Here is a 26,375-nt window from a genome sequence, read left to right on the forward strand (position 1 = left end):
TTTCTTTGTTTTTAAATCAATGTTTGCCAAAACGTGATTGGAACAGTGAAAACAGCGTTATAACAAAAACTGTGAAAAAAATCACAAAAAGTATTTACAACGAAAAAAATATAGTGTATAGTTCTGTATGTGAAATGATTAACAAAGAAAATTTAACCAACTTTTAGGAGGAACACAATGGCTAAGACATTGGAAAAAGAAGTTAAAGTAATCGATACAGATGCAGTAATCGACGATTTGGCAGCAAAAGCAAATGCGGCTGCTAAACAAATGGAAAACTTTACACAAGAACAAGTAGATAAAATCGTTCATGAAATGGCAATGGCTGCTTTAGACAAACATATGCCTTTAGCAAAAATGGCAGTTGAAGAAACTGGTCGTGGGATTGTTGAAGATAAAGCAATCAAAAACATGTACGCATCAGAATATATCTGGAATTCAATTAAACACGATAAAACAGTCGGCATTATTGGCGAAGACAAGCAAAAAGGTTTAATCGAAGTTGCAGGACCAGTTGGCGTGGTTGCAGCAGTTGTACCAACAACTAACCCAACTTCAACAACAATTTTTAAAGCGATGATCTCATTGAAAACTGCAAATGCAGTTATCTTCTCTTTCCACCCATCTGCACAAGAATGTTCAAAAGAAGCAGCTCGTATCGTGCGTGACGCAGCAATTGCAGCAGGTGCTCCTGAAAACTGTATCCAATGGATTGAAAAAGAACATTCTTCAATCGAAGCAACACAAAAATTAATGAATCATCCAGGCGTTGCCATTGTATTAGCAACTGGTGGTCCTGGTATGGTTAAATCAGCTTATTCAACTGGTAAACCAGCTCTAGGTGTAGGTGCAGGTAACGTACCAGCTTACATCGAAAAAACAGCTAAAATCAAACGGGCAGTAAATGACGTTATCGTTTCAAAAACATTTGATAACGGTATGATCTGTGCTTCTGAACAAGGTGTGATTGTCGATAAAGAAATCTACGCTGCTGTTAAAGCTGAATTTGAAGCGCATCAATGTTATGTTGTGAAAAAATCAGAATTGAAAAAATTAGAAGATGCTGTAATGAACGAAGGTAAATATGCTGTTAACCCAGCAATCGTTGGTCATCCAGCAGTTGAAATTGCAAAATTAGCCGGTATCAAAGTTCCTGAAGGGACAAAAATGCTAATCGCAGAACTTGACGGTGTGGGTGCGGATTATCCATTATCTCGCGAAAAATTATCACCAGTTTTAGCTATGATGAAAGCTGAAAGCACAGAACACGGTTTTGACTTAGCGCAAGGTATGTTGGAATTAGGCGGTCTTGGCCATACAGCAGTTATCCACTCTGAAAACGAAGACTTGCAATTACAATATGGCTTGAAAATGAAAGCTTGCCGGATCTTAGTAAACTCTCCATCTGCTGAAGGTGGTATCGGGAATATCTACAACGAAATGATTCCATCATTAACATTAGGTTGTGGCTCTTACGGTCGTAACTCTGTATCTAAGAACGTATCTGCGATCAACTTAATCAACGTTAAAACTATCGCGAAACGGAGAAATAACATGCAGTGGTTCAAATTACCTTCAAAAATTTACTTTGAAAAGAACTCTTTATTGTACTTGGAAAAAATGGAAAATGTTGAACGTGTCATGATCGTTTGTGACCCAGGTATGGTGCAATTTGGTTACGCAGATACAGTTCGTGAAGTTTTAGCTCGTCGTAAAAACGATGTGAAAATTGAAATCTTCTCAGATGTTGAACCTAACCCTTCAACAAACACTGTTTACAAAGGTCTTGAAGTATTCAACGCTTTCCAACCTGACACAGTAATTGCTCTTGGTGGTGGTTCTGCAATGGATGCGGCAAAAGGTATGTGGATGTTCTTTGAACACCCAGACACTTCATTCTTTGGCGCGAAACAAAAATTCTTAGATATCCGCAAACGGACTTACAAAATTGGCAAACCTGAAAAAACACAATTTGTATGTATCCCAACTACTTCAGGTACTGGTTCAGAAGTAACACCATTTGCAGTTATCACAGATAGCGAAACCCATGTAAAATACCCGTTAGCTGACTACGCATTGACTCCAGATGTTGCCATCGTGGATCCTCAGTTTGTAATGTCAGTACCAGCAGGTGTAACTGCCGATACAGGTATGGACGTATTAACTCACGCAATTGAATCATATGTTTCTGTTATGGCATCTGATTACACACGTGGTTTAAGTTTACAAGCAATTAAAATTGTCTTTGACTATTTAGAAAAATCAGTGAAAACACCGGATATGGAATCTCGTGAAAAAATGCATAACGCTTCAACAATGGCTGGTATGGCATTTGCGAATGCATTCTTGGGTATTTGTCACTCAATTGCACATAAAATTGGTGGCGAATACGGTATTCCTCACGGACGCACAAATGCGATTTTATTACCGCACATCATCCGTTACAATGCCAAAGACCCACAAAAACATGCGATGTTCCCTAAATATGACTACTTCCGTGCTGATACAGACTATGCGGATATTGCGAAATTCTTAGGCCTTAAAGGTGAAACAACTGAAGAATTAGTTGAAGCATTAGCAACAGCAGTTTACGAATTAGGTAAAAAAGTCGGCATCGACATGAGCTTGAAAGCACAAGGTGTAACGCAACAAACATTGGATACAACTGTTGATCGTATGGCAGAACTTGCTTATGAAGACCAATGTACAACAGCAAATCCAAAAGAACCTTTAATCTCTGAATTAAAAGGTATCATTATTGAAGCGTACAACGAAAAAGCTTAATTTTATAGCTGACGTTTAAGACGATATTTGATATTTTTGATTAACAAAAACCGCCCGGCTTCTTAGCAGCTGGGCGGTTTTTTACTAGAAAAGATTAAAATCTTTGCCTAGATAAATTCATTTACAGAAGATTTTTCATGTCTAACTTTCTGCGACATTAAGCCAAAATTCCAAGAAATTTGAAAAGCAATTTATTGCAATTTCGTCCTAATGCTTGGAAGCAAAACAAGTTCAAAAAGCTTTTCCAGTTGTCTAGCTTTCTGAATCACCCCTTCGGCCAAAATCCAAAATTAGCAAAAATGAAACAGCCATTTTAGCAAATTGTGGTCTTATGGCTCAGGGCAGAGCGATTCCTTCAGCTTTTCTAGATGTCTAGTTTTTTGAACTAACTTTCTGCGACATTAAGCCAAAATTCCAAGAAATTTGAAAAGCAATTTATTGCAATTTCGTCTTAATGCTTGGAAGTAAAACGAGTTCAAAAAGCTTTTCTCATACTCCTTGACTTTTTGGGCACATAATTTGATACTTGGCTATAAAGAAATAAGGGGAAAGGAAGTGAAAAAATGTTAGCAGAAGCAATTGCGCAATTAAAAACGTCTCAAGTATTATTGAAGAAATTTGTCGCAGGAATTGAAAATCCTACTGATGACGCAACATTAATCCAATTACGTAATGACTTAGTCGATTACGGCGAAAGTTTATCTGTCGTAACATATTTTTTTAAAGATCAAGCAGAAAACGAGCTTAAAAATTATGAATTGCGAAATATTTTGCAGCAGCAATATACCTTATTACAAGCTATTATTGGTGAGTTACAGTCAACAGAAGGGCAAGCAGAAGCAAAAGCAAAATTTGATTTGACACCAGGGGCAATCCGGCGATTGACAGAAAGTTTAAAAGGTATCACAGAACTCAACCGGACTTTGCAAAAAGAACCTAATCTGGTAGTTGATTTAGCTAAAGTGCCGGTTACAAAAGAAAGTGCGGCACCAGAAAAAAATGGTTTTTTTAAACGACTTTTTAAAAAATGATCAATAAAAAATAACGTCCTTTTCAAATTTTGAAAAAAGACGTTATTTTTTGTTTTATCTAAGTGATAACTGAAGTTTAAAAACGAAGCGGTATTTCATTTTGTCCTCTACTTGCATACTTTCTTACATCAATGCCGCGGGCTTGGCACCACTGCCAAACTTCATCAGTAAAAATAAGCGGAACTGTTTCTAAACTATGAGTATTTTTTTTACCTACCATGGTGTAAAGAAGCGCCAAATCTTCTTGCCAATTTTGAATCATCTCAATCGTAGCCTCAACGCCGTGGCTTAAAAGTTGATTTAAAATGGTGGCAGAAATACCTACTGTGTCAGCACCTAAAATTAATGATTTGAAAATATCAAAAGCATTGCGAATGCCACCTGAGGCGATTACTTCAAAAGAGCGCGTTACTTGGGCAGCTTCAAGTAACGAAATAACAGTCGATTGACCAAATTCACTTAAATACGCCATTTCACGTTTTGGTCGGCGTGCATTTTCAATTTGGGTAAAACTAGTACCGCCTTGACCAGAAACATCAATCGTTTGAACCCCAACACTGATTAATTGCAGCATCGCTTCTCTGGTCATGCCAAAGCCAACTTCTTTGACTATTACTGGTACTTGGAGTTTTGCGACAATTTCAGCGATGTTGTCTAACCAATCCGAAAAAGTTCGATCTCCTTCAGGCATGACCAATTCTTGCGGTGCATTTAGATGGATTTGTAAGGCGTTAGCACCAAATAGTTCCACGGCACGTTGCGCATTTTCCAAGGCGTTGTGCGCACCAATATTGGCAAGAAAAAAGCCAGCTGGATTAATCTGGCGCACTATTTTAAAACTATCACTGACACTTTCGTCTTTTAAAGCAGCTGTGACAGAGCCTGTTGCCATCATTAACTGACATTCTTTAGCAATAAGGGCCAAATCGTGATTAATCTGTAATGACTTTTTGGAACCACCAGTCATGGCATTAATGAAAAAAGGAAAGTTTTCTTCGTGATTTAAAATCTCTGTTTTTAAACTGACATCTTTTACATCAATTTGTGGTAACGGGGTATGAATTAAACGGACTGCGTCAAAATCATTTGTTTTTTCTTTATGAAAAGCTTTTGCTAAGCTTACGTGTTCATCTTTACGATTCATGCTGCGTCCTTTCTTCAACCTTTTTTGGATAATGATAAACGTGTAGGGGCAGCGGTGTGATACCAGCTTTTTCCCAAACGCTCATCAAAGGCAATATACCACTTTTTTGATCGGTAATCACGATACCGCAATCACCGCCACCAGCGCCAGAGGATTTGGCAGCACCACCGTAATTTTCAGCTAAATCACAGAGCATTTTTAATGGGGGTGTTTCAATCGTGACATTGGTGATTTGGGTTAATTCGTTTAAAAGCCGCCGGTTCTTCTTGATCATTTTTTTTATCAAGCTGATATTTTGGGTGTGAAAACCAGTAATCATTTGCTCTACACAGTCTTTACTAGTGGCTAAAAATTCTTCATAAGAAGTAGAGGTTTTCTTATCTGCTCTGGATTCATTTACTTGATCCACCAGATCAGAAGTAGACGCAGGAGATCCTGTCCAACCGATCAACAAACGCAGATGAGAAACTTCTGGCAGCGGTGTAATAGCAAGCTTAGGCCATTTTTTTGCTAATAAAGTCGTGATACTTTCGGTTTGGCGATGTTTTTGCAACCAATTTTGTTCAAAGGTAGAAAAAGCAATCCAGCCGCCGTAAGAGCTTGCGGCAATATCTCCGCAAGAGCCATTGCCTTGCACTTCTAGGTGAGATAAGGCTGCGAGTTTAAAAGTCATCATGGGAGTTAGCGAAAGTTCATAAAACGCACTTAATGCTTTTACTGTTGCGACTGTTACCGCTCCGCTGGAACCCAGACCGTATTTACGACCATTAGAGTTATCCAATTCACTTGTGACCTTTAAATCAAAGAAAGCCAATTGTTTGCCTTGTTCTTGGGCATATTTTTCGGTGATTTTAATTGCTGCCAAAATATAATGAAATGGATTTTCCCGAATATCTAAAACCAGTTCGCCACCGCGGCGCGTCCATTTTACTGGCAAGTCACTGTATTGCGCCGATTGGATGCTACCACTTTTTGTGGCTTTTGTGATGGTAACTGTGATAAATTGATCGACGGCGATAATAATTGCAGGGTGCCCAGCTTCAACCACGGCATATTCTCCTGCAATATAAAGTTTTCCTGGAGCCGAAGCTTCCACTAACATTTCTTTTTCCCCCTGTAATGTGTCTCCATTTATAAATACGTAATTCCTGGACCGCTAAAAGCGGTGACAAGCTGATCTGCTGCAAAATAATCACGTAATTTAGCTTTGATTTTTTCAGCATCTTTTTTCAGGCATAATACTTTAACATTTGGTCCAGCATCCATGGTGAAATAACAAGGGATTCCTGCTGCCCGCATTTTTCTGACCGCCTGCATTGCTTTTAAACTGTCAGGTGACCAATAAGTAAATGGTGGTACGGCTGCTAATGTCGTGCCGTGCATTTTTAAAGCATTGTTTTCAGCGATGCTACCTAACTTATTAAAATCTTGCGCGTGGATGGCAATTTTAGCACTGGCTAAATCTTGCGGTGTCGTTTGCAACCAACCTTCATAAAAGGCTGAAGTTTCGACTGTTCGTCGCATACCATCACGGCTGGAAACATCTTTTTCTTGATCGTTAATCAAAATAAAGAGCATTGCCAGTTCATTTTCCCAGCCATTGCTTGGCACCACTTCAGCAAAAGAAGTTTCATCACTGTTACCTTTTTGCCATTCCACAAAACCAGGGAAAATACTGCGACAAGCAGAACCTGAACCACGGCGCGCTAAGCGGGATAAATCCCGATCAGACAAATCTAATTGCAGCGCTTGGTTGCAAGCGGCAGCTAGGGCGGCTAAGCCGCTTGAAGATGAAGCTAAACCAGCGGCATAAGGAACATGATTATAACTTTTTACTTCAGCGAAAAGCGGACAAGTTGCCATTTTGCGCACTAAGTCTAAAAAGCGGCTGACTTTTTCTGTGCTTTTTTCATCTTGTAAAATATCATCTAAATAAAAGGTATCTGCTGTTAAATCTTCTGAAAATATTACTGTCGTCTCGGTATAAAAAGCATCTAAAGTTAATGAAAGACTGTTGTTCATGGGAATAATTAATTCTTCATTGGCTTTGCCCCAGTATTTGATTAAGGCGATATTGGTGTGTGCCCGGGCACTTCCTTTAAGCATATTGATAAACTCCTAATTCTTGAATCCAAGTTGCTTTGGCACCTTGGTTAGTTAAAGCGGTCGTAATTTTTTTGGCGGTACTGTAATCTGAAGCTAGGGCGATCATGCAGCCACCCTTACCACCACCAGTTAGTTTAGCGCCTAGTGCGCCATTTTGATTGGCCACCATAATTAAATTATCCAATGTTTGATCGCTTACTTGTAGGGCGGCTAAGTTTTTTTGGGCAGCATTCATTAGTTCCCCCAGATAAGCGGCTTGATTATTTAAAATAGCCTTTTTAGCTTTTAAAGTTAAGTCTCCTAGCTCATTAATTAAATGGCCAGTAGTCTTATTATCTTGTTCAAAACGTTGCGCTACTGCTTTAACAGTTTGGCGGGTTTTGCCTTTAACACCGGTATCTGCCACAATTAAAAAACCACTGATGTTGATAGGAAAAGTCTCAAAAGCTGCGCCTTTTTGAAATAAAATCGGTTCATCACCGGCTGTGGCTGCAGCATCAATGCCACTTGGATTCCCATGGGAAATTTTCTCAGCATAATTTACATAGGTTAATAAAAGCTCATGGCTTAGGGGTAAATTTTGCCAATCAAAAAATGCCCGGGTAATGGCTACCGCAACAGCAGCGCTTGATCCCATTCCTCTTTCAGCGGGAATGGTACTAGAAATTGTAATTTGTACTGGTGGCGTAGAAAAGTCATGACGCAATTGGTGAATGAGTGTTTTAATATTTTCCAGACTTTTTGGTGCCTTCGCTAAGGGACCGACAAAATAACCCGAACGTAATACGTCGTAAATGTGGTCGGTTATTTCAGCTGTGACATGGGTCGGTTGGAAAGGAAAAGCGATGGCGGGTTTTCCATAGACAACAGAATGTTCCCCCATCAAAATAATTTTTCCATTGGCATTACCTTCACCACTGGATTTCATGCAAATGCCTCATTTCTTTTTATATTTAAATAAAACAAAATATGTACTGCTTGTCCATTCTACTAAAAATTAAGCGAATCGTTAAGGGTTTATGAAAAATTTCAACGCTTTTCAATTTTTTCTTAAGAGATTTTTTTAACTTCTTTTTTTTAATTCATTGCATTTATAAAGGTAAACTATAGAAAGCTATTTTTTTGTCAGTGAAATATTTTTTTTCACTCAGGTGGCTTGTTCTAATTTTTAAGCCATATTGGTAGCGGATTTTATCAAAATAGTACCTGTTTTTGTGAGTACTTTCTTATTTGACGCAACAAGATGTTGTGGGGTATAGTGTGTCAGGTAGAGAAAAAACACAATATTTAGTGATAGGTGAGTTGGAGGTCCATGAGTGTGATTGTATTAGCAGGTACCATTGGCGCAGGTAAATCAAGTTTAACAGAAATGATTGCCAATCATTTAAACAGCGAAGCATTTTATGAATCAGTTGATGATAATGAAGTATTGCCCTTATTTTATCAAGATCCCAATAAATATGCTTTTTTATTGCAAATTTACTTTTTGAATAAACGATTTGATAGTATAAAAAAAGCATTGCAGCACGAAGACAATGTTTTGGATCGTTCGATCTATGAAGATTCTTTATTATTTCATTTAAATGCTGATTTGGGTCGGGCAACTGCCACAGAAGTACAAGTGTACGATGAATTGTTGGCCAATATGATGCAAGAATTGCCATTTGCCGCTCAAAAAAAGCATCCTGATTTATTGGTTCACATCAAAGTGTCCTTTGAAACGATGTTAGCGCGAATTAAAAAACGTGGCCGCGAGTTTGAACAATTGGAATATGATCCAAGTCTTTACGATTATTATCAAGAATTAAATCGTCGTTATGATGCGTGGTTTGAAAACTATCACGAGAGTCCAAAATTACAAATTGATGGCGATCTGTTGAATTTCGTGGAAGATGAAGTAGCGGCAAAAGAAGTTATCCAACTGATTGATGACAAGTTGGCAGAAATTCGCCAATTAGAATTTATCGGCTAAAAAGTAAAACGCTGGAATCCAGGCTTATGAATAGGGATTCTAGCGTTTTTTGTTATAATTGAAGATAGAAAATCAAATGAGGTGGAGTATGGAACATAAAAGAGAATTTAATCAAGGCGCCTCTTATTGGGTCCAAGTCGATAATCACAGTGTCACCACTTTAAGTGAATTACAAGAAAAGTACCAGTTAAGTGATGAAATGCTGACATATTCTTTAGATAAAAACGAACGCGCGCGGGTAGAATATGATCCCGAAGAACATGCTTTTTTACTGGTTTATAATGTGCCTCATCGCCATAAAACAGATAATCATTATGAAACAAGTCCGATGACCTTTATTATTAAAGAACATCATCTTTTTTCTTTTACGACAGAGCATACCAGCTATGTAGCAGATATGATGGAGAATTTACTCCACAAAAATAGTAAACAAAGTGAATACAGCTTATTGTTCCACACGCTATTTTTAATCTCAGATTCTTTTTTTCCTTTGATTGAAGAAGTGAACAGTGAGCGGATGCGTTTAAATCAAAAACTGCGGGAAAAGACGACAAATAAAAATTTACTGGAACTTTCTGACCTTGAAATTGGTTTGGTCTATTTAGTAACAGCGACCAAACAAAATGCGGTCTTACTGCAACAAATCCGCGCCTTGAATATTTTCCATCGCCTGCAAGATAATGAAAAAGAGCAATTGGAAGATGCTCTAATTGAAGCCAAGCAAGCAGTGGAGATGACGAATTTAGCTGCTCAAGTTATCGACCAACTTTCAGGTGCCTATAACAATCTTTTAAATAATAATTTGAATGATACGATGAAATTTTTAACTATTTGGTCGTTATTGCTTACGGTACCGACGATTGTTACGGGCTTTTTTGGCATGAATGTTCCGCTGCCATTCTCCCATTCTGTTTTTGGTTGGGGGATTGCAATGTTGATTAGCATTGGCTTATCTGTTTGGATGCTTTTGGCTATGTGGCGCCGGATTAAATAAGCTAATCTTTAATAACAAGCCCCAGACTAGCTGCAATAACTAAGGCTTGTTGGGAATTGACAATGAGCCCGCGCAAGTTTTCTTGCTCTAAAATGATGCGATAAAATTTGTTATTGCTAAAATCAAGCTTGTTTAAAGATGTATGGCCCCAATTACTACCTGTTAAATCATTGTTAATGAAGTTTATATGTTGCCATTTCAGATTGTAAAATTCACTATCAGTCAGGCGACAATTGGCGAAAGTCACAACTTTCAAATTTCCTTGACTAAAAGAGACAAAGTCACAAAGACAGTCGTGAAATTGACAATCGCGTAAATAACTTTCTGCAAAATTGGCTCCCGTGAGCTTACATTGTTCAAAAATTACTTGATGAAAGCTGGCTTTAAGCCATTCAATATTGGAAAAATCACAATTACGAAAAATCACGTTGCTAGCCTCGAAATTGTCCAGGCGGGTTTTATGCAAGGTGATTTTTTCTAATTCACTTTGACGAATGATGATGTTTTTACCAGTTAAATAGCTGTGATCACTATTAGTAAAACGATTTGCTTCAAAGTAGGCTTCATCTTCAATAAAAAAATCATTTTTAATTAAAACTGGTAATTGAGGTGGGGCAGGCTGCTTCATTGGCGCGTCTCCTTTGTGGTTTGTTAGTTGCATTTTAGCTAAAAAAAATACTAAAAACAAATTAAGCTAAAACAGATATGTCATTTCACTTAAAAATATTTATTATTTTAGAATAATTATTGTGAAAAATATTTTATCTCATAAATTTCTAATATTGAAAACGTATTATCGCAAGCTTTAGAATGGAAACTCCTGTTATAAATAAGGCAATAGAGATTCACAAGCAGAATGATCGCCTTTAGCTTCTTTTTTTTCTAGAATGTAAACGGAAACAGAAAATAGATTGTTTCACACTTATTTTTTCAGAATTGCTTTTTTCTCTTTTTTTGAAAAGGTTTGTGAAAAAAGTAGTATGAATGAGTTTATTATTGGAGGAATAAAAAATGACAAAAACGATTATTGTCGGAACTAACCATGCCGGAATTGCTGCTGCAAATACATTATTAGATAATTACCCAGATCAAGAAGTCGTGATGATCGACCGCAATACGAACTTAAGTTACTTGGGTTGCGGCACTGCCTTGTGGGTAGGCCGTCAAATAGATGGTTATCAAGACCTTTTTTATACAAATAAAGAAGCATTTGAAGAAAAAGGCGCCAAAATTTATATGGAAACTTCTGTAACTAGCGTTGATTTTAACCAAAAAATCGTTCATTGCGAGAAAAAAGACGGTTCTACGTTTGAAGAAAATTATGACAAAATTATTTTAGCCACAGGTTCTCGCCCAATTTCACCTAAAGTACCCGGTCACGATTTAGACGGAATTCACTTCTTGAAATTATTCCAAGAAGGACAAGATGTTGATCGCGAAATGGCACGAGACAGTGTAAAAACAGTGGCTGTCATTGGTGCTGGTTATATCGGTGTAGAAATTGCAGAAGCAGCAAAACGCCGAGGCAAAAATGTCTTATTATTTGATGCTGCTGATCGTTCATTGCCTTCATATTATGATAAATGGTTTACAGATGATATGGATAAAAATTTGGCAGATCACGGGATTGAATTACATTTTGGAGAATTGATCAAAGAATATAAAGGTGATAGTCGCGTAGATGCCGTTGTTTCTGAAAAAGGGCAATACCCAGTGGACATGGTTATTAATGCGATTGGTTTTGGGCCAAATGCACAATTAGGAAAAGATCATTTAGAATTATTTGCTAATGGGGCTTATTTAGTTGATCGTCACCAACAAACAAGTGATCCAGATGTTTATGCAGTCGGAGATTGTGCGACCATTTACTCTAATGCACTTGATGCTACGACTTATATTGCACTTGCCTCTAATGCTGTTCGTACAGGAATTGTGGCGGGTCATAATATTGGTGGCACACCGGTTGAATCTGCTGGCGTTCAAGGCTCAAATGGTATTTCAATTTTTGGCTTTAATATGGTTTCAACAGGCTTGTCTGTTGCTGCAGCCCAAAAGAACAACATGGAAGTTAAATACACGGACTACGAAGACTTACAAAAACCTGGTTTTATTAAAGAAGAAAATGGCGATGTCAAAATTCGTATCGTTTACGAAGCGTCTTCACGTCGAATTGTCGGTGCACAAATGTCTTCCACCGAAGATATTTCCATGGCAATCCATATGTTCTCACTGGCAATCAGCAAACACGTTACAATCGACGAATTAAAATTATTGGATATCTTCTTCTTGCCACACTTTAACCAACCTTACAACTACATTACAATGGCTGCTTTAGCTGCTGAATAGGTAGAAAAATAAAATAAGTGTAAAAACGTTAAGAGCAGTTTTATCGCTGTTCTTAGCGTTTTTTTGTAATCTTAAAAAATTTTAGGCTGTTGGGAAAAAGTTTGTCGTTATAGTGCTACTTGCATTTGGTAGTTATGAAAACTGACAGGCTTCTTTTTATTAAATGCGAAAATATTGGAGATAAAGAATATTTCAAGTGGTAGGATTAGTTTTCACTTGACGCCTCCTATAGGGATAACGGCATAATGAAATAGTAGACAATTTAATTTAAGTGGTAGGCTGATTATTAAAAACTTAGGGAGGATTAAAATGGCAAGACCAAAAACAAAAGAAGCGTTACTTCAAGCAGGAAATGATACTTATCTTAATATGATGGAATTATTAGACACACTGCCACAGGAAAGTTTAACGCAAAATTTCACCTTTGACGTTGAAAAGGAAAAGCAAGCACATTGGCAGCGGGATAAAAATTTACGGGATGTTTTCGTGCATCTGTATGAATGGCACAAGCTGCTGTTAGATTGGGTAGCGGCCAATCAAAAAGGAAAAGCAAAGCAGTTTTTAAAAGCTGGCTATAATTGGAAAACTTATGGGAAAATGAATGAGGAATTTTTTTTAAAACATCAAAATACCAGTTATGAAGAGGCGTTGCAACTTATAGCTAAAACGCATTACCAAGTTATGGATTTGGCTAAGACATTTTCTAATGAAGAATTATTTGAAAAAGGAGTATTTCCGTGGGTGGGAGGAAGTACCTTAGGGAGCTATTTTGTTTCTGCAACAGCGAGTCACTATGAATGGGCAATGAAAAAAATCAAACGATTCAAAAAGAGTTTGTAGCTCCGTAGTAAAAAAATCTGTCTACCCAAGTATGTTTTAATCTTATGCGTAAGATTAACCAAATTTTGAAAATAAATATAAAAGAATATTCAGAAAATTTAGAATAAACTGTTGACATCATTTTCACGAAGCTTTATGATATTTGTAACAAACAAGCAGGTGATGAAAATGACAACTTCGACATTCATGATGAATTTATTATTATAGCCTAGGACTCTTTTGGTAATTTAAGAGTCCTATTCGCATTGCATTAACGGTTAAAACCTTAATGGAATGCTTTTTTTATAAATTTTTTTGGAGATAAAAGCTGTTGCACATTGCAAATTACTGCATCAAGGAGGGAATTACATGCGCGAGATTCAATTTTTTGACACAACGCTACGGGATGGCGAACAAACTCCCGGTGTTAATTTTAATACGAAAGAAAAGGTGCAGATTGCCTTACAGTTAGAAAAATGGGGTATTGATACAATTGAAGCGGGCTTTCCGATTGCTTCTGAGGGAGATTTTGAGGCTGTAACAGCAATTGCCAAAGCGGCAACTACTATGACGGTAGCTGGCTTAGCGCGGTGCCAGAAAAAAGATATTGATCGTGCTTATGAAGCGTTGCAACATGCTAAGTTTCCTCAAATTCATGTCTTTTTGGCAACGAGTGATGTGCATATGCAATACAAATTAAAAATGACAGAAGATCAAGTCTTAGCAGCGATTTGGGAACATGTGAGTTATGCAAAAGAAAAATTCGCCAAGGTTCAATTTTCACCTGAAGATGCTACTCGTACTAACAAAGAATTTTTATTAAAAGCTGTTCAAACGGCAATTGATGCGGGTGCCACAATTATCAATATTCCCGACACAGTCGGTTATTCCAATCCGAATGAATATGGTGCTTTGTTCAAATATTTATTGGCAAATATCAAAAGTGAAGAAGAAATTATTTTTTCTTCCCATTGTCACGATGATTTAGGTATGGCCACAGCCAACGCATTGGCTGCAATTGAAAATGGTGCCAATCGAATCGAGGGTACAATAAATGGCATTGGTGAACGCGCGGGAAATACGGCTTTAGAGGAAGTGGCCGTAGCACTGCATATTCGCCGTGATTTCTATCAATGTGAAAATAAAATTCAACTCAAAGAAACAAAACGAACCAGTGATTTAATCGCCCGTCTTTCAGGAATTTCTATTCCACGTAATAAGGCGATTATTGGCGGCAATGCCTATGCCCACGAGTCAGGAATTCATCAAGACGGTGTTTTAAAAAATCCAGAAACATATGAAATTATTACGCCACAATTAGTGGGTGTGAATACGAATTCCTTGCCACTGGGAAAACTTTCTGGCCGTCACGCTTTTGTAACCAAAATGGAGGAATTGGGCTACAGCTTAGCAGAAGCAGAAGTCAAACCACTTTTTAAACGTTTCAAAAATTTGGCAGATAAGAAAAAGCAAATTACTGACGCGGATCTCCTGGCTTTGGTAGCCGATCAAGTACGCCAAGAAGAAACAAGTCTTCACTTAGCTGGTGTGCAGTTACAGTATGTTTCTAATGGTCATCAAGGCGCGATTGTTTCGGTTCGTGACAAAAAAGGAGAAATCAAAATGGCTTCTGCGATTGGTTCTGGCAGTATTCAAGCAATCTACAATTCAATTGATCAGATTTTTGAACAACAGCCAGTTTTGATCAGCTATGAAATCACCGCTTTAACTGCTGGCGAAGATGCGCAAGCACAAGTGCAGGTGATTTTAGAATGTCCCCAGACAAAAAAACGGATTAACGGAATTGGCATTGATTTTGATGTCTTAGAAGCTTCGGCAAAAGCCTATGTTCAAGCCAGTGGTAACCTAAAAAATCTTTTCTCAGAAGATAAATAATAAAGGTGAGGGGAATCGTGATGAAAAAAATTACAGTTTTAGCCGGGGATGGAATTGGACCGGAAATTATGAATAGTGCCATTGCTGTGTTGCAGGCAGCTGCACCCAAGTATGGTCAGGAATTTCAATTTGATGAACAACCTTTTGGCGGTGCTGGAATTGAAGTCAGTGGTAAAGGATTGCCGCAAAAAACCTTAGTTGCCTGTCAAAATGCGGATGCAATTTTATTAGGGGCTATTGGTGGTATTGCAGGTTCACCTTGGGAAAAAGCCGAACAAACGCCTGAACAAGGACTGTTAGCTTTACGAAAAGCGTTAAATCTCTTTGCCAATATTCGACCAATCAGTGTGCCAGATGCACTGCTACCCTTATCTCCCATTAAAGAAGCAATCGTAAAAGGGACAGATTTTATCGTGGTGAGGGAATTAACCAGTGGCATTTATTTTGGTGAACCAAGAGAGTTACAAGAACAAGCAGCTTTTGATACCTGCCGTTACACGCAAAAAGAAATTGCGCGAATTGCCCATAAAGCTTTTCAAATTGCACAAACTCGTAATAAAAAAGTAACGTCGGTGGATAAAGCCAATGTATTGGCTACAAGTAAATTATGGCGCAAAGTTGTGACGCAAGTAGCCAAACAATACCCTGATTGTACATTGGAACATCAGCTGGTTGATTCCTGTGCGATGCGTATCGTGCAACAGCCTACAGAATTTGATGTGATTGTCACAGAAAATTTATTTGGTGATATTTTAAGCGATGAAGCCTCTGTTTTACCGGGAACATTAGGTGTTTTGCCAAGTGCTAGTCATAGTGAAAACGGTGTGTCATTATATGAACCCATTCACGGTTCAGCCCCAGATATTGCCGGAAAAAATATTGCCAATCCTGCTTCAATGATTTTATCAGCGGCTTTAATGTTACGACAAAGTTTTAGTGAAGAAAAAATGGCGCAAGCAATTGAAACAGCCGTTTTTGCGGTTATGGATGAAGGTGTTATTACGGCTGATTTAGGCGGTAGTGCAAAGACGACGGAATTTACAACAGCTGTCATAAATAAAATTCAAGCATAAACAGTTTATGGATTAAAGGAAGAAAAACATATGTGCATAAGAGGGGAGTAAAAAGATGGGAAAAACACTTTTTGATAAGATTTGGGAACGTCACGTCATTAAAGGAGAAGCAGGAGGCGCCCAATTATTATATGTAGATCTGCAGCTGATCCATGAAGTTACTTCACCGCAAGCTTTTGAGGGCTTGCGACAAGCTAAGCGTAAAGTTCGCTGTCCCAAGCGAGTTTTTGCCACGATGGATCATAATGTCCCAACGGTGGATATTCATAATATCACGGACTTGATTGCAAAAAAGCAAATCGATACTTTACGCCAAAATTGTCAGGAATTTGGGATTGAGCTTTGTGATAATGGTTCAGAAAATCAAGGAATTGTTCACATGGTAGGACCAGAGATGGGGTTGACACAACCAGGTAAAGTCATTGTTTGTGGCGATTCCCACACGGCTACTCATGGTGCTTTTGGCGCAATTGCCTTTGGGATTGGCACAAGTGAGGTGGAACATGTTTTTGCAACGCAAACAATTTGGCAGAAAAAACCAAAACGCATGGGTATCAAAGTAACAGGGAAATTACAACCAGGAGTTTATGCTAAAGATATTATTTTAGCTTTGATTGCTAAATATGGTACGGATTTTGGTGTTGGCTATGCGGCGGAGTTTTTCGGAGATACAATTACGAATTTATCAATGGAAGAGCGGATGACTATTTGTAATATGGCAATTGAAGGTGGTGCTAAAATGGGGATGATGGCCCCGGATCAAAAGACATTTGATTATGTTGCAAAACGTAAATATGCACCTAGAAATATGGACGCAGCTATAGCCGATTGGCAGACGCTTTATACAGATGAAGATGCCCAATTTGATACGTTATTAGAATTGGATGCCAAAAATTTAGCACCTTATATTACCTGGGGGACCAATCCGGAGATGGGGGTTTCTTTTGAAGAGAACTTTCCTGCAATCAAAGATCATAATGATGCATTAGCTTATGAATATATGGATTTAAAGCCTGGTCAAACACCCAATGATATTCCAATTGAATATGTTTTTATTGGTTCTTGTACTAACGGCCGACTTTCAGATTTACAAGAAGCCGCTAAAATTATTGCAGGCAAAAAAATTAAAGTCGGTGTCACAGGCATTGTTGTACCAGGTTCACGACCAGTAAAAAAGGCCGCTGAAAAGTTAGGACTAGATGAAGTTTTCAAGGCTGCAGGATTTGAATGGCGAGAACCCGGATGTTCCATGTGTTTGGGGATGAATCCAGATAAAGTTCCTGAGTTTGTCCACTGTGCCTCTACTTCTAATCGCAACTTTGTGGGCCGTCAAGGGAAAAATTCCCGCACGCATCTATGTAGTCCGGCTATGGCTGCTGCCGCTGCGCTAAATGGAACTTTTGTCGATGTACGAAAAATCGTGAAGGGAGCTGCATGTTAATGGAGGCATTTAAAGTCTATACGGGAATGACTGTTCCTTTTATGAATGATAACGTGGATACCGACCAAATTATTCCAAAAACGTATTTGAAACGTGTAGATAAAAAAGGTTTTGGTGAATTTCTTTTTGATGATTGGCGCTATTTGTCAGATCACAGGCCCAATCCTGAATTTGTGTTAAACTTTCCAGAGTATCAAAAGGCTACGATTTTAGTTTCAGGCGATAATTTTGGTTCTGGTTCTTCGCGAGAACACGCGGCCTGGGCTTTAATGGATTATGGCTTTAAAGCAGTTATTGCTGGCAGTTTTAGTGACATTTTTTATATGAATGCGACTAAAAATGGCCTGTTGCCGATTGCTTTAGACAAAGTAGCACGAGAAAAATTAGCAGCTGTATCACCGACCGCTAAAATTACGATCGATTTACCAAACCAAGTTGTCAAAACAAAAGAGGACACATTTTCATTTGCTATTGATGAAACGTGGAAAAATAAATTGGTGAATGGCTTAGATGAAATTGGGATTACCTTGCAAGCAGAAGAATTGATTAGCCAATATGAAAATGAAGGTGTACCCATCTATTGGCGTTAAATGAAAAAGCTTTCTGTCAGTCTCTGGGATGAAATCACTAAAAAATTAAAGTAAGAGCTTAATTTTTTAGTGATTTCATCTACAGGTACATTTACAGACGGCTTTTTTTGTCTCACTTTATGAATCACTACGGCCATAAGCAAAAATTTTCAAAAATAAAAAGCCATGCTAGCAAATTTTGTTATATAGCTTGGGACAAAAAGGTTCCTTAAGCTTTTCAAGCTGGCTTGCTTTTTGAAGCAACTTTCTGCGATATTAAGCCAAACTTTCAAGAAAATTGAAAAGCAATTATTGAAATTCTGTCTTATTGTTTAAAAGCAAAACGAGTTTTAAAAACTTCTCTACTTTAAAAAGCCAAGTTTAGTTGATTTAAAAAGTGCATGAGTTGATGGTAGTCAATTTCGGGATTGCGACTTTTAATATTTTGATAAACTTTTTTTGAAATATTAGGTAATTGGGATTTAATTTCTCGCCCTTTTTGGGTTAAATCAATTTTTAGAATTCGCTCATCTTCAGGAGAACGGCTACGATTTAGTAGTCCTTGATTCTCCATTTTTTTTAAAAGTGGGCTTAAAGTGCCCGAATCTAGGAATAATTTTTCACCTAAACATTTTACACTCATATCCTCTTCAATCGCCAATAAAGCGATAAAACTTGTATAAGTCAAATCCAATTCTGCTAGAAAAGGTTTATATAACCGAATTATTTCTTTTGAGGCAACATACAGTTGAAAACATAATTCTTTTGTTAAAAAATCTTCCGCCAATTTTTTCACGTCCTTTTAATTTCTTTTAGTCTAAGCAGAATCTAAATTTTTGTCAAACACAATTAAATTGTATACAATTTAATTTGTAAATAAGAAAGAAGGAATTGACATGAAAAAAGTTTATGCAACTAGGATGATTAATACCGGTGGTCGTACAGGAGAAGTTCACTCACCTGATCACGCTTTTACCATGAATATTTTGCCTCCTGGCAGCAAAGAAAAAGGCGCAACAAATCCCGAACAACTTTTTGCGGCAGGTTACAGTGCTTGTTTTAACAGTGCACTTTCTTATATTAAAGAACAAGCGGGCTTTACCGGTGAATCTACGATTGAAGTAACCGTTTCTTTATATAATTTGAGTCAATCGGAATTACCTGACGTGCAATTAGGAGTTGAGATTGCCGGACATATCGATGGTGCGACGAATGAAGAAACAATGGAATTATTGCAAGAAGCGCACAAAGTTTGCCCGTATTCTCGTGCTACCAAAGGAAATATCGCAGTAACTATTAATGCTTATTAAGTAAGGGGGTAAAAGAATGGAAACTCGTGCAATTGTCATTAATCAGTATGGTGGTAGTGAAGGTTTACAAGAAGAAAATGTGAAGCTGCCCGCTTTAAAAGAAGATCAAGTTTTAGTTCAAGTTCAAGCGACCTCAATTAATCCAATTGATTGGAAATTGCGGGAAGGTTATTTGCAACAGATGTTTGATTGGGAATTTCCCATTATTCTTGGCTGGGATGTAGCTGGAATAATTAGCGCAGTTGGTGAAAATGTCACAGACTGGCAAATCGGTGATCGTGTTTTTGCTCGACCGGCGACTACGCGTTTTGGAACTTATGCCGATTATGCGATTGTGGATACAAATCTTTTGGCTAAAATACCCGCTAATATTTCCTTTGAAGCTGCTGCTGCCACACCTCTGGCGGCTTTGACAGCTTATCAAGGATTATTCAATCATGGTCATTTGCAAAAAGGTGAAAAGGTTTTGATTCATGCTGGTGCCGGTGGTGTCGGAACTTATGCAATTCAATTAGCAAAAGCACAAGGAGCTGAGGTATTTACAACTGCTAGCAAAAAAAATCATGAACTGCTTTATCGCCTTGGCGCAGACAAAGTAATTGATTATCATGAAGAAAATTTTGCGGAAGCTTTTTCTGATTTAGATTTGGTATTAGATACAATGGGAGGAAAAATTCAAGAAGACAGTGTCCAAGTGCTCAAAAATGGTGGTCGCTTAGTCACAGTCTTAGGTATCAGTAATCCGAATTTAATGACAGCTAAAAATATTTTTGCACAGGCTATTTGGTTAGAACCAAATGGTAAAGAGTTAGCGCAATTAGCCAATAGGATGCAGGCAGGTCAGTTAGAAAGTGTTATTGGTGCGCAATTTCCGCTAACGGCTGCAGGGGTGAAATCAGCCCATGAATTAAGTGCTACCCATCATGCGGTGGGCAAAATTGTTTTAACCAATAATTAAAAAAATATAGATAAATAAAAGTACAGCTTTAAACAACACAAAAAATACAGCAGAAATTATAGGGATAATTTTCGCTGTATTTTTTGTGTTGTTTAAACTTTTTCTACGCGTAGCTTGAGGCTTAGGGGCGATTTTGTTGGCGCCATTTTAAAGGCGTTTGTCCCTTAATTTTTTTAAAAGAGCGGATAAAATAGCTAGGCTCCAGGTAGCCGAGTTCTTCACTAACATCGCTGATTGATAAATCAGTATCTTTTAACAACTCTTCGGCCCAATAGATTTTTAGCTTACTGTAAATCTGGCTAAAAGGCTCACCAAATTCTTCTTTCAAAAGACGGCTTAAATAACTAGGGCTCAAATTCACCAACTGTGCTAGTGTTGGCAGATCCACATGATTGCTTTTATTAGCGAAGACGGCATCGACAGCTGGTTGCAAAATTTTGTTTTTAGCTTGATAAATGCCACTGGTGGTATTTAAGCGTTTTTCTAAGACTGATTGGCGAATATCCTCTTGAATAAAGGTCAAATCAACCGGTTCTTCATCTTTTATGACAGCTAAATTTGTAGTGCGCTTTGTTAGACGAAGTGTTTGTTGATAGGCTTTGATTAAGTAATCTTTTTTGATGGCTTCGGTGACAATATATTCACTTAATTGTTCTAACATATTGGCTGCATGATTTAAATCGGCCATACTAAAACGCGGATAGGCGTTAATTAAATCCTGATGTTCAGCTTTAAAGGCGGCGACATCAGCGCGGGTATCCAAGTTTAAAATCTGTTCTAATTCTTCTTGTTGTTCGTCTAATAAAATTTCCCCTGCCATAATAGCACCGACGTAATTATTGTCCACCAGAATAGGAATGGCTAAATCAACAATATTAAAATGACAGCGGTAAATGAAAGGTTCACCGGTGCGCACAGCTTCTAAACCGCCGCGGGCATCACATTTTTCACAAAATTGTGCTAATTGTGGGTGGTGACGGGCTAAGTTACAAAAGGGTTTCACTTGGCTGTGCTTTGTAATGGGTTTGCCTTTGTAATCAACTAAAATAATTGCTAAGTGGGTAGCGACAGCAATACTTTCTTGTAGGCGCTCCCATTTTTCTAAATCCAAAACTTTTTCAATTTCAAAATGGGTACTCATAATTGGGCCCTCCGTAGTTTTATTATAGAACTTTTTGGTTTAATGACAAATAATTGCTATTTCACAAAAAAGTTCTATCTAAATTTATAAGAAAGCGCTATCAAAGTGTCGTGTTAATTGTAATGGAAGCGGTTATTATTGTGGCGTAGAGAAAAAGAGATAGTTAATTTTTACTATCTTTAATTTTCGATTTATAAAAAATCGACCCACCACAAATGAGGAGGAATTTACTATGAGAAAAGCATTAATCTTACCAACAAAGTATGTCCAAGGAGAAAATGAATTACTAAATTTAGGTTATTTTGTTCAAACGTTTGGCAAATCAGCTTTACTAATCGCAAATCCAGAAGATGTCAAACGCGTGAAACCGCAATTAGATGCGACTGCCAAAAAATTTAATATCACCTTTATTGAAGGTGGTTTTAATGGTGAAGTTACTCGCGCAGAAACCAAACGCTTGCAAGCTGTAGCAAAAGAAAATCATACTGATGCCATCGTTGGTTTAGGTGGTGGTAAGGCTATTGATGCTTCAAAAGTAGTCGCAGAAGGCGAACATTTAATTATTGTACCAACAATCGCGGCAACGGATGCACCAACTTCACATTCTGCTGTTTTATACCATGAGGATGGTTCTTTTGATGATTATGCATACTTTAAACAAAGTCCAAGTGTCGTTTTGGTAGATACAACTGTCATCGCCAAAGCACCAACCCGTTTTTTAGTTGCTGGTATGGGAGATGCTTTGTCCACTTATTTTGAAGCAAGAGCCACGCATAACTCTTATTCACGGGTAAATGCGAGCTTACCAATGGGCTCAAGAGAAGGTTTAACACCTAATGCGTCTGGAACGTATGCGGCTTTAGCGATGGCTAAATTATGCTGGACTCATTTGCAAGAAGATGGTTTAAAAGCCAAAATTGCAGCGGATAGTAATTTAGTAACAGAAGCTTTAAATAAAATCGTTGAAACCAACATCTTGCTTTCAGGACTTGGTTTTGAAAGCGGTGGTTTAGCAGCAGCACACGCCATTCATAATGGGATGACGGTTTTACCAGGTGCCCACGGCTACTTGCACGGTGAAAAAGTGGCTTTTGCAACAATTGTTCAATTGGTCTTAGAAGATGCGAACAAAGAAGAATTAGAAGCAGTCATGGATTTTAGTGCTTCTGTTGGTTTGCCATTAACATTGGCTGATTTGGGAGTTGAAACGATTTCCTTTGATGAAGCCATGGCAGTTGCTGAAATTGCTTGTATTCCAGAAGAGTCCATTCATTCAATGCCGTTTCCAATTGTGGTAGAAGAAGTGGCCAATGCGTTAATTGTCGCAGATAAAATTGGTCAAAATTATAAAGAGCGACACGACTTAGCGTAGATTTTTATTGACGAAGGAGTAGGTTATCCATGAAAAAAAGTATCTTTTTAGTTTCCCATAGTAAAGAAATTACGGACGGTATTAAAACTATGGTGGAACAAATGGCTCAAAAAGAAGAAGTAGCTATCTTTTCTTTAGGCGGCACAGCTGAAGGGCAATTGGGCAGTGATCCAACCAAAATTATGGCTGCCGTAGAAGCATCACAAGATGCCGCCGTCTACCTTGTTTTTGCCGATTTAGGCAGTGCGGTATTAAGCGCTGAATTGGCCTTTGATTTGTTAGCTGAAAATGACCAGAAAAAATATCGCTTAGTGGACGCTCCCTTAGTTGAAGGTGCCTTTGCAGCAGCAATTACTGCCGGCATTACAGATGATGTTGAACAAATCATGACAGAAGCCAAACAAGCAGGCAAAAAAGGATGGTAAAAAGATGAAGAAGATTATTAATGAACCGGGTATGATTGTGGATGAAATGTTGCAAGGTTTAGTCAAAAGCTATCCCGAATCAATTCACCAAGTGGCTGACTCGCGTGTTGTGGCAAAAAATGAAACCAAAAAACAAGTTGGTCTAGTATCTGGTGGTGGAAGTGGTCACGAGCCAGCCCATGCTGGCTTTGTAGGGGAAGGGATGTTAAGTGCGGCCGTTTTAGGCGATGTCTTTACTTCTCCAACCCCTGATCAAATTGAAATCGCTATAAATGAAGTAGATTACGGCGCAGGTGTTTTATTAATTGTAAAAAATTACACCGGCGATATTTTAAATTTTGAAATGGCGAAGGATATGGCAGCGTTAAATGAAATTCCAGTGGAGATGGTCGTAGTTGATGATGATGTCGCAGTTGAAAATAGTACGTATACAGCCGGAAAACGTGGCGTAGCAGGAACTATTTTAGTGCACAAAATTTTGGGTGATGCAGCCAGAAGTGGTCTAAGTTTAAGCGAATTAAAAACGCTGGGGGAAAAAGTTGTCGCTGAAATTAAAACCATTGGGGTGGCCTTAGCTGCGGCAACCGTACCGGAAGTTGGAAAACCTGGCTTTACTCTAGCAGAAGATGAAATTGAATTTGGTGTTGGTATCCATGGTGAACCCGGCTACCGTCGGGAAAAGATGCAGACTTCAAAAGAGATGGCCCAAGAATTAGTTGGTAAAATTTTGGCACAATATGAACAAAAACCTGTTGAAGTTGGGGTGTTGGTGAATGGTATGGGCGCAACACCGCTAATGGAACAATTTGTCTTCATGAATGATGTCTTAAATGAATTAAGCAGTCAAGGTATTGCAGTTACTTTTCACAAAGTTGGCAATTATATGACTTCCATTGACATGGAAGGACTTTCTTTAACCTTGATTAATTTGAGCGAGAAAACTTGGTTAAGTGCGCTAAACAGTCAAGTAGACACAATTTCTTGGTAAAAGTTGGCAAAGAAAGGACAAAAAAACAATGGAAATAACCGTAAAAGAATTGCAAGCATGGTTGGCAGATTTTGCAGCTGAAATAAAAGCCAAAAAAGATTATTTAAGTGAGCTAGACACCCCGATTGGTGACGGGGATCATGGAAATAATATGGCTCGCGGAATGAAGGCCTATGAAGAAAGTTTGGCACAACAAAAACCTGCGACAATTAGTGATACCTTTAAAGTATTGGCAATGGCCTTAATTTCAAAAGTTGGGGGCGCTTCTGGTCCCCTCTATGGCTCAGCTTTTATGAATTTAACCAAAGAAACGAAAAATATTACAGAAATCACCAGTCAGGCCCAATTAGGAAATTTAATGGCACAAGGCTTAAATGGTATTCAATTACGGGGAAAAGCTGAAGTTGGCGATAAAACGATGGTCGATGTCTGGTCGCCAGTGGTAGCCGCGTTAAAAGAAGAAAATTTAACGGTTGAAAAAATTACAGCAGCTAAAGAAGCAACAAAAGATCTAGTGGCCAAAAAAGGCAGAGCTTCTTATTTAGGCGAGCGGGCAGTAGGCCATATCGATCCTGGAGCAGCCTCAAGTGCCTTGTTATTTACCACTCTTTTAACATATTTTTAAAAGCGTAACGAATAAATAACATTTTAGGAAGGGAAAAAAATGAAAACAAATTTTGATTTTATGATGCCCAGTGTCAATTTTTTTGGGCCAGGAGTAATTAAAAAAATTGGCGAACGAGCAAAAATATTAAATATGAAAAAAGTCTTAATTGTGACAGATAGTTTTTTGCGTCAAATGGAAAATGGTCCGGTCAAACAAACAGAAGCAAGTTTATCTGATGCTGGTGTGGCTTATGCAATTTTTGATGAAGTAGAACCTAATCCCAAAATTCGCAATGTGAAGGCTGGGGCAGCATTGTATCAATCTGAAAACTGCGATGCCATTATAACCGTGGGCGGTGGCTCTGCTCATGATTGTGGCAAAGGGATTGGAATTGTTTTGACCAATGGTACTGACGTGACAAAATTGGCAGGAATTGAAACGCTAGATAAACCATTACCTCCACTAATGGCAGTTAACACGACGGCAGGTACTGCTTCTGAAATTACCCGGCACGCAGTCTTGACAAATGAAGCGACACATTTGAAATTTGTGGTAGTTTCATGGCGTAATGTACCGCTAGTTTCCTTTAATGATCCATTACTAATGTTAGATGTTCCAACAAAATTAACCGCTGCAACTGGCATGGACGCATTGTGTCATTGTGTGGAGGCTTACGTTTCAGAAAATCACAATCCGATTACAGACGCGCAAGCAATTCAAGGAATGAAGCTAATTGGGCAATATTTACGACGTGCAGTGGCAAATGGTCACGATTTAGAGGCACGTACCAATATGGCCTATGCTTCGTTACTTGCGGGTATGGCATTTAACAACGCTGATTTAGGGTATGTTCACGCAATGGCGCATCAATTAGGTGGTCAATACGATGCGCCTCATGGTGTTTGTTGTGCTGTATTAATGCCTACTGTTGAACGTTGGAATATGATCGCTAGTCCAGAACGTTTTGTAGATATTGCTGTTTTTTTAGGTGAAAATATTGCAGGCTTGTCAAAAATGGCAGCTGCTGAGCGGGGAATTGCAGCATTAGAACGTATTTCAGAAGATGTCGGCATTCCTGCAAATATTAAATCCATAGGCGCAAATCCGGCTGACTTTTCTTTAATGGCAGAAAATGCTTTGAAAGATGGGAATGCTTTTTCAAATCCCCGTAAAGGGACAAAAGCCGATATCGTTTCACTGTTTGAAGCAGCCTATAATGCTTAACTAAAGGGATAACAGGTGGTATTAAAACCGTCTAAAATAATAGCACCTTTTTTATTTAACTACTCCTACGCGTCGTTTGTTGACAAAAACTGTCAACAAAAAGAGCTGTGACAATTGTTGTCACAGCTTTTTTTGTTTGCTTAGAAAGTTTAGTGAAATATAAGAAATGTGAGCA

24 protein-coding genes are annotated in these 26,375 nt (G+C 38.2%); 17 read left to right on the forward strand and 7 right to left on the reverse strand.

The features are described 5' to 3' along the window. Window positions 1-177: 177 nt before the first annotated feature. Together adhE and K4422_RS12025 are read left to right on the forward strand one after the other, a co-directional pair. A complete protein-coding gene (gene adhE / locus K4422_RS12020; protein ID WP_206903586.1) occupies window positions 178-2,784 on the forward strand; it encodes a bifunctional acetaldehyde-CoA/alcohol dehydrogenase in 2,607 nt (868 codons plus the stop codon). 563 nt (window positions 2,785-3,347) lie between these two features. After that, window positions 3,348-3,815, forward strand: coding sequence for a hypothetical protein (locus K4422_RS12025; protein ID WP_230711267.1), 468 nt, complete (start codon window positions 3,348-3,350; stop codon window positions 3,813-3,815). Between the two features lie 76 nt (window positions 3,816-3,891). On the opposite strand, the gene fni is transcribed toward K4422_RS12025, so the two are convergent. Genes fni through mvk form a run of 4 tightly spaced genes read right to left on the reverse strand, consistent with a single transcriptional unit; the run spans window position 3,892 to window position 7,993 of the window. Then, window positions 3,892-4,959: a type 2 isopentenyl-diphosphate Delta-isomerase gene (gene fni / locus K4422_RS12030; RefSeq protein ID WP_195515716.1), complete on the reverse strand. Its 1,068-nt coding sequence runs from the start codon at window positions 4,957-4,959 to the stop codon at window positions 3,892-3,894. After that, a complete protein-coding gene (locus K4422_RS12035; RefSeq protein WP_230711268.1) occupies window positions 4,949-6,061 on the reverse strand; it encodes a phosphomevalonate kinase in 1,113 nt (370 codons plus the stop codon). The genes fni and K4422_RS12035 overlap by 11 nt, the downstream gene beginning before the upstream one ends. Before the next feature lie 29 nt (window positions 6,062-6,090). Further along, window positions 6,091-7,065, reverse strand: a complete 975-nt coding sequence (gene mvaD, locus K4422_RS12040; protein WP_206903590.1) for a diphosphomevalonate decarboxylase — start codon at window positions 7,063-7,065, stop codon at window positions 6,091-6,093. Then, entirely contained in the window at window positions 7,058-7,993 is a 936-nt protein-coding gene (mvk, locus tag K4422_RS12045) for a mevalonate kinase (protein WP_206903591.1), read from the reverse strand. The genes mvaD and mvk overlap by 8 nt, the downstream gene beginning before the upstream one ends. A gap of 384 nt (window positions 7,994-8,377) precedes the next feature. On the opposite strand from mvk, the gene K4422_RS12050 reads away from it, so the two are divergent. Continuing rightward, window positions 8,378-9,037, forward strand: coding sequence for a deoxynucleoside kinase (locus K4422_RS12050; protein ID WP_206903592.1), 660 nt, complete (start codon window positions 8,378-8,380; stop codon window positions 9,035-9,037). A gap of 88 nt (window positions 9,038-9,125) precedes the next feature. Continuing rightward, complete coding sequence (locus tag K4422_RS12055; RefSeq protein WP_016173743.1) at window positions 9,126-10,031, forward strand: magnesium transporter CorA family protein; 906 nt, start codon at window positions 9,126-9,128, stop codon at window positions 10,029-10,031. 1 nt (window position 10,032) lies between these two features. Here the strand turns inward: K4422_RS12055 and K4422_RS12060 are convergent, their stop codons facing one another. Continuing rightward, on the reverse strand, window positions 10,033-10,659 hold the full coding sequence (locus tag K4422_RS12060) for a pentapeptide repeat-containing protein (protein WP_230711269.1): 627 nt from the start codon (window positions 10,657-10,659) through the stop codon (window positions 10,033-10,035). Window positions 10,660-11,042: 383 nt separating this feature from the next. Between K4422_RS12060 and nox the strand changes: the two genes are divergently transcribed. The 6 genes from nox to leuD all read left to right on the forward strand — a co-directional run bounded on the left by nox (window position 11,043) and on the right by leuD (window position 18,196). Next, window positions 11,043-12,377 (forward strand): H2O-forming NADH oxidase, encoded by a 1,335-nt coding sequence (nox, locus tag K4422_RS12065; RefSeq protein ID WP_230711270.1) that lies wholly within the window; start codon window positions 11,043-11,045, stop codon window positions 12,375-12,377. Window positions 12,378-12,686: 309 nt separating this feature from the next. After that, window positions 12,687-13,217: a ClbS/DfsB family four-helix bundle protein gene (locus K4422_RS12070; RefSeq protein ID WP_230711271.1), complete on the forward strand. Its 531-nt coding sequence runs from the start codon at window positions 12,687-12,689 to the stop codon at window positions 13,215-13,217. A gap of 348 nt (window positions 13,218-13,565) precedes the next feature. Next, window positions 13,566-15,092, forward strand: a complete 1,527-nt coding sequence (locus tag K4422_RS12075; RefSeq protein ID WP_206903596.1) for a 2-isopropylmalate synthase — start codon at window positions 13,566-13,568, stop codon at window positions 15,090-15,092. 20 nt (window positions 15,093-15,112) lie between these two features. Beyond that, window positions 15,113-16,165, forward strand: a complete 1,053-nt coding sequence (leuB, locus tag K4422_RS12080) for a 3-isopropylmalate dehydrogenase (RefSeq protein WP_016173748.1) — start codon at window positions 15,113-15,115, stop codon at window positions 16,163-16,165. Between the two features lie 55 nt (window positions 16,166-16,220). Continuing rightward, complete coding sequence (gene leuC, locus K4422_RS12085) at window positions 16,221-17,606, forward strand: 3-isopropylmalate dehydratase large subunit (protein WP_016173749.1); 1,386 nt, start codon at window positions 16,221-16,223, stop codon at window positions 17,604-17,606. Then, window positions 17,606-18,196, forward strand: coding sequence for a 3-isopropylmalate dehydratase small subunit (gene leuD, locus K4422_RS12090; protein WP_230711272.1), 591 nt, complete (start codon window positions 17,606-17,608; stop codon window positions 18,194-18,196). The genes leuC and leuD overlap by 1 nt, the downstream gene beginning before the upstream one ends. Window positions 18,197-18,542: 346 nt before the next feature. Here leuD and K4422_RS12095 read toward each other — a convergent pair whose 3' ends face one another. Then, window positions 18,543-18,962: a MarR family winged helix-turn-helix transcriptional regulator gene (locus tag K4422_RS12095; RefSeq protein WP_206903600.1), complete on the reverse strand. Its 420-nt coding sequence runs from the start codon at window positions 18,960-18,962 to the stop codon at window positions 18,543-18,545. 109 nt (window positions 18,963-19,071) lie between these two features. On the opposite strand from K4422_RS12095, the gene K4422_RS12100 reads away from it, so the two are divergent. Further along, a complete protein-coding gene (locus tag K4422_RS12100) occupies window positions 19,072-19,485 on the forward strand; it encodes an Ohr family peroxiredoxin (protein WP_230711273.1) in 414 nt (137 codons plus the stop codon). Window positions 19,486-19,501: 16 nt separating this feature from the next. Then, complete coding sequence (locus K4422_RS12105) at window positions 19,502-20,443, forward strand: NADP-dependent oxidoreductase (RefSeq protein WP_230711274.1); 942 nt, start codon at window positions 19,502-19,504, stop codon at window positions 20,441-20,443. Between the two features lie 121 nt (window positions 20,444-20,564). Here the strand turns inward: K4422_RS12105 and K4422_RS12110 are convergent, their stop codons facing one another. After that, entirely contained in the window at window positions 20,565-21,584 is a 1,020-nt protein-coding gene (locus K4422_RS12110; RefSeq protein WP_206903603.1) for a PocR ligand-binding domain-containing protein, read from the reverse strand. A 232-nt stretch (window positions 21,585-21,816) separates the two neighbouring features. Between K4422_RS12110 and K4422_RS12115 the strand changes: the two genes are divergently transcribed. The 5 genes from K4422_RS12115 to K4422_RS12135 are packed head-to-tail and all read left to right on the forward strand — an operon-like array spanning window position 21,817 to window position 26,200. Beyond that, a complete protein-coding gene (locus tag K4422_RS12115; RefSeq protein WP_016173755.1) occupies window positions 21,817-22,956 on the forward strand; it encodes a glycerol dehydrogenase in 1,140 nt (379 codons plus the stop codon). A gap of 29 nt (window positions 22,957-22,985) precedes the next feature. Then, window positions 22,986-23,381 carry a dihydroxyacetone kinase phosphoryl donor subunit DhaM gene (dhaM, locus tag K4422_RS12120; protein ID WP_230711275.1) on the forward strand — a complete coding sequence of 132 codons (396 nt, stop codon included), beginning with the start codon at window positions 22,986-22,988 and terminating at the stop codon, window positions 23,379-23,381. Between the two features lie 4 nt (window positions 23,382-23,385). Further along, window positions 23,386-24,369, forward strand: a complete 984-nt coding sequence (gene dhaK / locus K4422_RS12125) for a dihydroxyacetone kinase subunit DhaK (protein WP_230711276.1) — start codon at window positions 23,386-23,388, stop codon at window positions 24,367-24,369. A 28-nt stretch (window positions 24,370-24,397) separates the two neighbouring features. Then, window positions 24,398-24,994: a dihydroxyacetone kinase subunit DhaL gene (gene dhaL, locus K4422_RS12130; RefSeq protein WP_230711277.1), complete on the forward strand. Its 597-nt coding sequence runs from the start codon at window positions 24,398-24,400 to the stop codon at window positions 24,992-24,994. A gap of 39 nt (window positions 24,995-25,033) precedes the next feature. Next, window positions 25,034-26,200: an iron-containing alcohol dehydrogenase gene (locus K4422_RS12135; protein ID WP_230711278.1), complete on the forward strand. Its 1,167-nt coding sequence runs from the start codon at window positions 25,034-25,036 to the stop codon at window positions 26,198-26,200. The last annotated feature ends 175 nt before the right edge of the window (window positions 26,201-26,375 follow it).

The sequence above is a fragment of the Enterococcus sp. SMC-9 genome, assembly GCF_021011285.1.
GTDB classification, from domain to species: Bacteria; Bacillota; Bacilli; order Lactobacillales; family Enterococcaceae; genus Enterococcus_C; species Enterococcus_C montenegrensis.

Bases quoted from the DNA above. Each gene is read 5' to 3' on its own strand.
- K4422_RS12035 (WP_230711268.1), bottom strand. From the start codon at position 6,061: ATGTTAGTGGAAGCTTCGGCTCCAGGAAAACTTTATATTGCAGGAGAA.
- K4422_RS12110 (WP_206903603.1), bottom strand. From the start codon at position 21,584: ATGAGTACCCATTTTGAAATTGAAAAAGTTTTGGATTTAGAAAAATGG.
- K4422_RS12105 (WP_230711274.1), top strand. From the start codon at position 19,502: ATGGAAACTCGTGCAATTGTCATTAATCAGTATGGTGGTAGTGAAGGT.
- nox (WP_230711270.1), top strand. From the start codon at position 11,043: ATGACAAAAACGATTATTGTCGGAACTAACCATGCCGGAATTGCTGCT.
- K4422_RS12025 (WP_230711267.1), top strand. From the start codon at position 3,348: ATGTTAGCAGAAGCAATTGCGCAATTAAAAACGTCTCAAGTATTATTG.
- leuD (WP_230711272.1), top strand. From the start codon at position 17,606: ATGGAGGCATTTAAAGTCTATACGGGAATGACTGTTCCTTTTATGAAT.
- leuB (WP_016173748.1), top strand. From the start codon at position 15,113: ATGAAAAAAATTACAGTTTTAGCCGGGGATGGAATTGGACCGGAAATT.
- dhaK (WP_230711276.1), top strand. From the start codon at position 23,386: ATGAAGAAGATTATTAATGAACCGGGTATGATTGTGGATGAAATGTTG.
- K4422_RS12060 (WP_230711269.1), bottom strand. From the start codon at position 10,659: ATGAAGCAGCCTGCCCCACCTCAATTACCAGTTTTAATTAAAAATGAT.
- K4422_RS12055 (WP_016173743.1), top strand. From the start codon at position 9,126: ATGGAACATAAAAGAGAATTTAATCAAGGCGCCTCTTATTGGGTCCAA.
- K4422_RS12050 (WP_206903592.1), top strand. From the start codon at position 8,378: ATGAGTGTGATTGTATTAGCAGGTACCATTGGCGCAGGTAAATCAAGT.
- K4422_RS12115 (WP_016173755.1), top strand. From the start codon at position 21,817: ATGAGAAAAGCATTAATCTTACCAACAAAGTATGTCCAAGGAGAAAAT.
- mvk (WP_206903591.1), bottom strand. From the start codon at position 7,993: ATGAAATCCAGTGGTGAAGGTAATGCCAATGGAAAAATTATTTTGATG.
- dhaM (WP_230711275.1), top strand. From the start codon at position 22,986: ATGAAAAAAAGTATCTTTTTAGTTTCCCATAGTAAAGAAATTACGGAC.
- K4422_RS12070 (WP_230711271.1), top strand. From the start codon at position 12,687: ATGGCAAGACCAAAAACAAAAGAAGCGTTACTTCAAGCAGGAAATGAT.
- adhE (WP_206903586.1), top strand. From the start codon at position 178: ATGGCTAAGACATTGGAAAAAGAAGTTAAAGTAATCGATACAGATGCA.
- leuC (WP_016173749.1), top strand. From the start codon at position 16,221: ATGGGAAAAACACTTTTTGATAAGATTTGGGAACGTCACGTCATTAAA.
- K4422_RS12100 (WP_230711273.1), top strand. From the start codon at position 19,072: ATGAAAAAAGTTTATGCAACTAGGATGATTAATACCGGTGGTCGTACA.
- mvaD (WP_206903590.1), bottom strand. From the start codon at position 7,065: ATGCTTAAAGGAAGTGCCCGGGCACACACCAATATCGCCTTAATCAAA.
- fni (WP_195515716.1), bottom strand. From the start codon at position 4,959: ATGAATCGTAAAGATGAACACGTAAGCTTAGCAAAAGCTTTTCATAAA.
- K4422_RS12135 (WP_230711278.1), top strand. From the start codon at position 25,034: ATGAAAACAAATTTTGATTTTATGATGCCCAGTGTCAATTTTTTTGGG.
- K4422_RS12075 (WP_206903596.1), top strand. From the start codon at position 13,566: ATGCGCGAGATTCAATTTTTTGACACAACGCTACGGGATGGCGAACAA.
- dhaL (WP_230711277.1), top strand. From the start codon at position 24,398: ATGGAAATAACCGTAAAAGAATTGCAAGCATGGTTGGCAGATTTTGCA.